Source organism: Pseudomonas costantinii (assembly GCF_001870435.1).
Classification (GTDB): Bacteria; Pseudomonadota; Gammaproteobacteria; order Pseudomonadales; family Pseudomonadaceae; genus Aquipseudomonas; species Aquipseudomonas costantinii.
Window position 1 is genome coordinate 143,952 of the sequence record NZ_MDDR01000020.1, and the last position, 7,366, is coordinate 151,317.

Here is a 7,366-nt window from a genome sequence, read left to right on the forward strand (position 1 = left end):
CCCGGCGTTCTAGGCTGATAATGCGATTGGACTTCTTCACCTCATGTAGCTCAACACTCCTCAGCTCTGCCTTGGCCCTGCTATTGGTCAGCTCGGCCGTGATCGCGGCCCCGCAAACCTACCTCACGGTGTACGGCGAGCCGGCCAAGTACCCTGCCGGTTTCACCCATTTCGACTATGCCAACCCCAACGCCCCCAAAGGTGGCAGCTTGCGCCGTTCGGCGATTGAGATCGGGCGCTTCGACCATGTGCTGCCTTATATCGACAAAGGCATCGGCGTCTCCCAGGTCGACGGCTGGCTGTATGCGCCGCTGGCCCAGCGTTCCCTGGATGAGCCCTATACGGTATATGGCCTGGTGGCAGAGAAGATGGAGCGCTCGGACGACGGCCTGTCGCTACGTTTCTACCTCAACCCCAAGGCACGGTTTGCCGACGGCAAGCCCATCACCGCCGAAGACGTACGCTACAGCTTTGATTTGTTGATGACCCAGGGCAGCCTGCGTTTTCGCACGCTGTTCGCCGACGTCAAGCACGTCGACGTCGAAAGCGAGCGTCAGGTGCGCTTCGATTTTTCCAGCAATGAAAACCGCACCCTGCCCCTGGATATCGCGACCCTGCCGGTATTCCCCGAGCATTGGTGGAAAACCCGCGACTTCGCCAATGGCGGTGGCTACGAAGCGCCATTGGGCAGCGGCCCGTACAAGATCAGCAAGATCGACTCCGGCAGCACCATCACCTTTACCCGTGACCCGGACTGGTGGGGCAAGGACTTGCCGGTCAGCCGTGGCCTGTACAACTTCAACCACTTGAGCCTTGAGTACTTCGGCGACACCGAAGTGGCCCGCCAGGTGTTGCGCGGCGGTGCCTACGACTTCAACCGTGAATTCTCCGCCACCGGTTACTCCATCGGCTACAACGGCCCGGCCCTCGACGATGGCCGCCTGCAACGCGACCACTTGGCCAAGGAGATGCCGCAACCGGCCCAAGGCTATGTGTTCAACGTACAAAAACCGATGTTCAAGGACCGTCGCGTGCGCCAGGCCCTGGCGATGCTGTGGGACTTCGAATGGGCCAACCGGCAGATGATGCGCAACCTGTACATCCGCCAGCAGAGCTTTTTCTCCAACAGCCCATTGGCCGCCAGCCAATTGCCCACTAAAGCAGAGTTGGAGATTCTCGAACCGTTGCGCGGGAAAGTGCCCGACGAGGTGTTCACCCAAGTGTTCAAGGCCCCGGTTACCGACGGCAGCGGCATGATCCGCGACAAGCAGCTGCAAGCCCTGGCCCTGCTGCAAGAAGCCGGCTGGAAACCCGAAGGTGACAAGCTGGTCAACGCCGAAGGCGAACCGCTGGAGTTCACCTTCCTCAATACACAGCCCGGCCTGGAGCGCCTGTTGCTGCCGTACAAACGCAACCTGGCGCAGATCGGCATTACCCTGAATATTCGCCGCATCGACTCTTCACAGTACGTAAACCGGATGATGGCGCGCGATTACGACATGATCGTGGTGGGCTTCCCGGTCACTACGTCGCCGGGCTTGGAGCTGTACAACTACTTCGGCTCAGCCGCCGCTTTCGATCCGGGTGCCAACAACTACATGGTGCTTAAGGACCCGGCCGTCGACACCCTGATCAAAGGCCTGGTCAAGGCCAACACCCAGGCGCAGATGCTCACCTACGCTCATGCCCTGGACCGGGTGTTGCAATGGAATTACCTGTGGATTCCCAACTACTACCCGCCGGGCACCTCCGCCGCCTGGTGGAACCGCTTCGGTCGCCCGGCCATCGAGGCGAAGAATGATGAAGCCCTGGAAACCTGGTGGGAGATCAGCCCCGCGCCACTGACGAATGAACAAATGAACGCCGAGTTGAAAAAGCGCGGAGGTGCCCGCTGATGTTTGCCTATATCGTGCGGCGCCTGCTGCTGATCATCCCGACACTGGTGATCATCCTGCTGGTTAACTTCGTCATCGTGCAGGCCGCGCCCGGCGGGCCGGTGGAGCAAGCCATCGCCCACCTGCAAGGCATCGGCAGCGGTGCTGTCGGCGGCTCATCCGGCGAAGGCATCAGCAGCGGCTCCCGCGCCAGCCGTGGCCTGGACCCGAAGCTGATCAAGGACATCGAAAAACAGTACGGCTTCGACAAGCCCGCGCCGGAACGCCTGTGGCTGATGCTCAAGAGCTACGCCAAGCTGGATTTCGGCAACAGCTTCTTTCGCGGCTCGACGGTCATCGACCTGATCCTTGAAAAGATGCCGGTGACCATCTCCCTCGGCCTGTGGGCCACGTTGATTACCTACCTGGTGTCGATCCCATTAGGGATTCGCAAGGCGGTGCGCCATGGCAGCAGCTTTGATGTCTGGAGCAGCACCGCGATTGTCATCGGTTATGCGATGCCGGCGTTCCTGTTTGCGATGTTCCTGATTGTGGTCTTTGCCGGTGGCACGTCGCTGAACTGGTTCCCGGTGCGTGGGCTGGTGTCGGAAAACTTCGAAGAACTCAGCACCGTGGGCAAGATTGCCGACTACTTCTGGCACTTGGTATTGCCAGTCACCGCGCTGGTCATCGGTGGATTCGCCACCTTGACCATCCTCACCAAAAACTCTTTCCTGAATGAAATCACCCGCCAGTATGTGGTGACCGCCCGCGCCAAAGGCTTGAGCGAAAGACGCGTGCTCTACGGCCACGTATTCCGCAACGCCATGCTGCTGGTGATCTCGGGGATTCCCCAGGCGTTTATCAGCGTGTTTTTTGCAGGCTCCCTGCTGATCGAGGTGATCTTCTCCCTCGATGGCCTGGGCCGCATGAGCTACGAGGCGGCGGTGTCACGGGACTACCCGGTGGTATTCGGTTCGTTGTTTATCTTCACCCTGTTCGGCCTCTTGATAAAACTCATCGGTGACCTCTGCTACACCCTGGTGGACCCGCGTATCGACTTCGCCGCGAGGAACGCCTGATGCTTAATTTGTCTCCGGTGGCCCGTCGACGTTTCGAGCGTTTCAAGAAAAACCGTCGCGGCTGGTGGTCGCTGTGGCTGTTTATCGGCCTGTTTATCCTAACCCTGGGCGGCGAATTGATCGCCAACGACAAGCCTTTGGTGCTCAGCTTCAAAAACGAACTGTATTTCCCGGTGTTCAAGCGCTACACCGAACAGCAGTTCGGCGGGCAGTTGCCGTTCCAGGCGGACTACCGCAGTGAGTACGTGCAGAAGCTGATCAAACAGGACGGCGGTTGGATGCTGTTCCCGCCGATCCCGTTCAGCGATGACACACCCAATTACGAACTCAGCCGCCCTGCCCCCAGCCCGCCCTCGGCGGTGAACTGGCTCGGCACCGACGATCAGTCGCGGGATGTCTTGGCGCGGGTGATCTTTGGCGCTCGCGTGTCGATCTTGTTCGCGTTGGCCCTCACCGCGATCAGCGCCGCCATCGGCATTGCGGCCGGGGCGTTGCAGGGTTACTACGGTGGCTGGGTGGACCTGCTCGGCCAACGCATCCTGGAGGTGTGGTCCGGGCTGCCGGTGCTGTACCTGCTGATTATTCTGTCGGGCTTTGTAGAACCGAACTTCTGGTGGCTGCTGGGGATCATGGCGCTGTTTTCCTGGCTGGCCCTGGTGGACGTGGTGCGCGCCGAGTTCCTGCGCGGGCGCAACCTGGAGTACGTCAAGGCCGCACGCGCGCTGGGCCTAGGCGACGGCAAGATCATTCGCCGGCATATCCTGCCCAATGCCATGACCGCCACGTTGAGCTACCTGCCGTTTATTTTGACCGGTGCGATTTCCACCTTGAGCGCCCTGGATTTCCTCGGCTTTGGCATGCCCGCAGGCAGTGCGTCGCTGGGCGAGCTGATTGCCCAGGGCAAGCAGAATCTGCAAGCACCCTGGCTGGGCCTGACGGCGTTTTTCACCTTGGCGCTGATCCTGTCGCTGCTGGTATTTATCGGCGAGGCGTTACGTGACGCCTTCGACCCCCGTTCATGAGTGAGTCCGTATGAGCGACAACCTGATCGAGATCCGCGACCTGAGCGTCGCCTTCAACGGCCAGACCGTGGTGCGCAACCTGAGCCTGGACGTACGCCCCGGCGAGTGCCTGGCGCTGGTGGGCGAATCGGGCTCCGGTAAGTCGGTGACGGCGCATTCGATCCTGCAATTGCTACCCGAAGCGGGGACTCAAACCACCGGCTCAATCCGTTATCGCAGCCAGGAACTGGTGGGCGCCTCGACCTCCACGTTGCAGAAACTGCGCGGCAACCGCATCGCGATGATCTTCCAGGAGCCGATGACCTCCCTCAACCCTCTGCACAGCATCGAAAAGCAGATCGGCGAAACCCTGCTGCTGCACAAAGGCCTGGGCGGCAAAGCGGCGCAGGCGCGCATCCTCGAATTACTCGAACTTGTGGGCATCCAGAAACCTCAGGAACGGCTCAAGGCTTATCCGCATCAGTTGTCCGGCGGCCAACGCCAACGCGTGATGATCGCCATGGCCCTGGCCTGTGAGCCGGAGCTGCTGATCGCCGACGAACCGACCACCGCACTCGACGTGACCGTGCAGCGCAAGATTCTGCTGCTGCTCAAGTCCCTGCAACAGCGCCTGGGCATGTCGCTGCTGTTGATCAGCCACGACCTCAACCTGGTGCGCAGCATTGCCCAGCGGGTGTGCGTGATGCGCGCCGGGGAGATCGTCGAACAAGCCGACTGCCAGAGCTTGTTCAGTGCACCGCAACATCCCTACAGCCGACTGCTGCTGGATGCTGAACCGACGGGGGATCCGCTGTGCAGTGACGAACGTGAAACGGTGTTGCAGGTAGACAACTTGACCGTGCAATTCCCCCTGGGCGGCGGTCTGTTTCGGCGTAAAACCTACCTGCGTGCGGTAGATGGCATCAGCCTCAGCGTGCAGCGCGGCAAGACACTGGGGATTGTCGGTGAGTCCGGGTCGGGCAAATCCACCCTGGGCCAGGCGATTCTGCGCCTGCTGGATTCCACCGGCAGCATCCGCTTCCAGGGCGAAGCCCTCGACCCGCTGAACAACCAGCAAATGCGCCCGTGGCGCAAGCAGATGCAGGTGGTGTTCCAAGACCCTTACGGCAGCCTCAGCCCGCGCATGTCAGTGGAGCAGATCATCAGCGAAGGCCTGGAAGTGCATGCGCCGTGCAGCCTCGCCGACCGCGACGCACAGGTGATCCAAGTGCTCAAGGATGTGGGCCTCGACCCCGACAGTCGCCATCGCTACCCCCACGAATTTTCCGGCGGCCAGCGCCAACGCATCGCGATCGCCCGCGCCCTGGTGCTCAAGCCCGCACTGATGTTGCTGGACGAACCGACCTCGGCCCTGGACCGCACGGTGCAGAAACAAGTGGTGGCACTGCTACGTGAGCTTCAGGAGAAATACGGCCTGACCTACCTGTTTATCAGCCATGACCTGGCGGTGGTACGCGCCATGGCCCACGACATGATCGTGATCAAGGATGGCCAGGTGGTGGAACGTGGCGCCAGCCATCAGGTATTTGAGTCGCCGCAGCATCCGTATACCCAGGAACTGCTGGCAGCGGCGAGCGGACTATCGACATGAATACCAGCCTCAAGGACTACCAACACGTACGCGGCCTGGCCATCCAGTCGCTGTTCGAGATCATTGAGCAGTCCAGCGAAGGCACGGTGATTGTCGACCGCGACGCCAATATCGTGTGGATGAACGAGCGCTACGCCAAGCGTTTTGGCCTGAAAAGCGCCGACGAAGCCATCGGCCAGCCCTGCGAACAGGTCATCTCCAACAGCCTGTTGCGCCAGGTAGTGCGTAATGATCAGCCGATTTTGCTGGATATCCAGGACACGCCCAAAGGTCCGTTGGTGGTGATGCGCCTGCCGATCCACGACGATGCCGGGGCGGTGATCGGGGCGATCGGTTTTGCGTTGTTTGATGAGCTGCGCAATTTGTCGCCGCTAATTGAACGCTACCTGAGCATGCAGCAGGAGCTGGCTTCTACCCGTTCGTTGCTGCGCTCACGGCAGAGCAAATACAACTTTGCGCACTTCATCGGCACCAGCGCCGCCAGTCTGGAAGTAAAACGCCGTGCGCGGCGCAGCGCGAGTGCTGAATCACCGGTGTTGCTGCTGGGGGAAACCGGCACCGGCAAGGAATTGCTGGCCCAGGCGATTCACGGCGCCTCCCCGCGCGCCCACAAGGCGTTTGTCAGCATCAACAGCGCGGCGATTCCTGGTGATCTGCTGGAAGCCGAGTTCTTCGGTACCGCCCCCGGCGCGTTTACCGGCGCCGACCGCAAAGGCCGCCCCGGCAAGTTGAAGATCGCCCAGGGCGGCACGCTATTTCTGGATGAAATCGGCGATATGCCCCTGCCCCTGCAAAGCAAACTGTTGCGGGTGTTGCAGGAAAAGGAATTCGAACCGGTGGGCTCCAACGAAATGCTGCACAGCGATGTGCGAGTGATTGCCGCCACGTCCATGGACCTGGAAGCGGCGATCAAGCGCGGCGAGTTTCGCGCGGATCTGTATTACCGGCTGAATGTGTTGCCGATCCAGGTGCCGCCGTTGCGTGAACGCCTGGAGGATATTCCGGCGTTGAGCGAAGCGATTCTCGAAGAACTGCGCAGCCAGCACGAACTGGATCGCGAAGCGTTGGCGTTGTTGGCGCAGCATGCGTGGCCGGGGAATATCCGTGAGTTGCGCAATGTGCTGGAGCGGGCGGCGTTGTTGAGTGATGACTTGGTGTTGAATGCCCAGGAAATTCGCGCGGCAATTGGCACCTTTACCCCGGTGGAACGCAATGCCGTGGCGTCGGTAGACAGCGAGAACTTCAGTGCGGCACGGGAGCGGTTTGATCGGCAGGTGATTGGGGCGGCGTTGACGGCGTGTCAGGGGAATGTGGTGGAGGCGGCCAAGCGGTTGGGGCTTGGGCGGTCGACGCTGTACAAGAAGATGGTGGCTCTAGGCATCGATCAGTCTCAATAAAGAGACAAAAGTCTCACATACAAGATAATCCAATGTGGGAGCTGGCTTGCCTGCGATAGCGGTGGAACAGTTAACTCATACAGGGCTGATGTGCCGCCATCGCAGCACCGGTACCTACACAGCTCTTGGCCATTTTCTTTAGGTAGATTGAGTACATATCCGTTGTTTGGGTAACGGCTGCTTATGATTTCGCCCTTACGGCGACTCACTTTGGAAAAGCCGGAATGCCGGCCCAGCCCAAAGTAAGCAAAGGGCTCTTGCCCCACCACTCGGCACCTCGCCTAGGCTCGGTGTGCCCGCACGCAGGCTTGAATCCGTGGGCCGCCGCGATGGGCCATCCTTGGCCCAGCGCGGCTAACCCGGCGTCCTGCCGGGTTACCCACGGATTCAAGCCTGCGTG

At 60.7% G+C, this 7,366-nt stretch carries 5 protein-coding genes and 1 pseudogene; 5 read left to right on the plus strand and 1 reads right to left on the minus strand.

Annotated features, from left to right (window positions below; genetic code table 11):
* Positions 1 to 20: 20 nt before the first annotated feature.
* Genes BFL40_RS11075 through BFL40_RS11095 form a run of 5 tightly spaced genes read left to right on the plus strand, consistent with a single transcriptional unit; the run spans position 21 to position 6,966 of the window.
* A complete protein-coding gene (locus BFL40_RS11075; protein ID WP_071484022.1) occupies positions 21 to 1,895 on the plus strand; it encodes an extracellular solute-binding protein in 1,875 nt (624 codons plus the stop codon).
* Positions 1,895 to 2,956, plus strand: a complete 1,062-nt coding sequence (locus BFL40_RS11080; protein ID WP_071484023.1) for a microcin C ABC transporter permease YejB — start codon at positions 1,895 to 1,897, stop codon at positions 2,954 to 2,956. Before BFL40_RS11075 ends, BFL40_RS11080 begins: the two co-directional genes overlap by 1 nt.
* Positions 2,956 to 3,978, plus strand: a complete 1,023-nt coding sequence (locus tag BFL40_RS11085; RefSeq protein WP_071484024.1) for an ABC transporter permease — start codon at positions 2,956 to 2,958, stop codon at positions 3,976 to 3,978. The genes BFL40_RS11080 and BFL40_RS11085 overlap by 1 nt, the downstream gene beginning before the upstream one ends.
* A 10-nt stretch (positions 3,979 to 3,988) precedes the next feature.
* Positions 3,989 to 5,569 carry an ABC transporter ATP-binding protein gene (locus tag BFL40_RS11090; RefSeq protein WP_071484025.1) on the plus strand — a complete coding sequence of 527 codons (1,581 nt, stop codon included), beginning with the start codon at positions 3,989 to 3,991 and terminating at the stop codon, positions 5,567 to 5,569.
* Positions 5,566 to 6,966, plus strand: coding sequence for a sigma-54 interaction domain-containing protein (locus BFL40_RS11095; protein WP_071484026.1), 1,401 nt, complete (start codon positions 5,566 to 5,568; stop codon positions 6,964 to 6,966). Before BFL40_RS11090 ends, BFL40_RS11095 begins: the two co-directional genes overlap by 4 nt.
* Before the next feature lie 205 nt (positions 6,967 to 7,171).
* Here BFL40_RS11095 and BFL40_RS34210 read toward each other — a convergent pair.
* Positions 7,172 to 7,366: pseudogene (locus BFL40_RS34210) on the minus strand (hypothetical protein); the annotation flags it as partial.